Here is a 1,542-nt window from a genome sequence, read left to right on the forward strand (position 1 = left end):
GTTGCCGTGCCCGTCCACCAGCGCCAGGCGCATCGAGAAGTCCTGGGCCAGGCGCACCATCGCGTCATAAATCGCCGCGTCCCCGTGCGGGTGCAGCTTGCCCATCACCTCACCGACCACGCGCGCGCTCTTGACGTGGCCCTTCTCCGGGCGCAGACCCATCTGCGCCATTTGGAACAGGATGCGCCGCTGCACGGGCTTGAGCCATCGCGGGCATCGGGCAGGGCCCGGGAGTAGATCACCGAGTAGGCGTACTCCAGGAAGGAGTTCTCCATCTCGCTGGTGACGTCGATGTCGATGATGTTCTCGACGAAATCCTCGTCAAGGGCCGGAGTGTTCTTGCGAGCCATTGAGCTGTTCGTGCCCCTACCTTCTGGTCGATAAGAAACTGTTCGAATGCAAACAGGCGGACTGCGCGCTGCGGGCGTGGTGCAGGCCGCGGTGCGTGGCATCTGGCCGTGGCCGGTACCGCGCACTATTGTTTAGCTTATGGTGGATCGTAAAGTTTCTGCGGCATATCCGGCACATTGGGAAGCAGATGTTGTGCTGCGCGACGGTTCAACCGCGCACCTGCGGCCCATCACCCCAAGGATGCCCAGGCGCTGCAGGAGATGCACCGCCAGCAGTCCGAGGCGTCGGTCTACCTGCGCTATTTTACCTACAAGTCCCAGCTGACCCCCAAGGAGCTGGAACGCTTCACCAACGTCGATCACACCTCCCGGGTAGCGTTCGTGGTGCTGCGCGGGGCGAAGGTCATCGGGGTCGGCGGCTATGACCGGCTCGATGACCCCACCGAGGCGGAGGTCGCGTTCAACGTCTCGGACGAATACCACGGCAGCGGGATCGCCTCCATCCTGCTGGAGCACCTGGCCGCGGCCGGACGCGAAAACGGGATCGAGAAGTTCACCGCAGAGGTGCTGCCGGAGAACCGCAAGATGCTCACCGTCTTCTCCGAGGCCGGCTACGCGGTGGCCCGGCACTTTGAGGACGGGGTGGTAATGCTGGTCTTCCCGATCGACCCGACCGACAAGTCCCGTTCGGTGATGGAGGCCCGCGAGCACCGCGCCGAAGCGAAGTCGGTGGCCGGGCTGCTGGCCCCGGCCTCCGTGGCGGTCATCGGCGCCAGCCGCTCCTGGGGCACCCTGGGCTACGACGTGCTGAACCGGCTGGTGGAATCCGGGTTCACCGGGGCGCTGTACGCGGTTAACGAGCAGGCCTTTGAGATCGGCGGGCTGCCCAGCTACGGGCGGATCACCGAGGTGCCCGGCCCGGTGGACCTGGCCATCATCTGCGTGCCCAAGGAACGGGTGCTGGGGGTCGTGGACGACTGCGCCGCCCACGGGGTCAAGGGTCTGCTGGTGATGACCGCCGGCTACGAATCCGACCAGGGCCTGCGCGAACAGCGCGAACTGATCACCCGGGCGCGGATCAACGGGATGCGGGTCATCGGCCCGGCCTCCCTGGGGCTGCAGAACACCGACCCGGATGTGCAGCTGAACGCCTCGGTCGCCCAGCAGCTGCCGGCCCCGGGCAACATCGGCT

At 66.1% G+C, this 1,542-nt stretch carries 2 pseudogenes; one reads left to right on the plus strand and one right to left on the minus strand.

Features of this window, described 5'->3' with window-relative positions:
- A pseudogene (locus JCM19049_RS21045) lies at nt 1-350 on the minus strand (DNA gyrase subunit A); the annotation flags it as partial.
- Nucleotides 351-489: 139 nt separating this feature from the next.
- Here JCM19049_RS21045 and JCM19049_RS13745 point away from each other — a divergent pair.
- A pseudogene (locus tag JCM19049_RS13745) lies at nt 490-1,542 on the plus strand (GNAT family N-acetyltransferase); the annotation flags it as partial.

This window comes from Arthrobacter sp. JCM 19049, assembly GCF_001310435.1.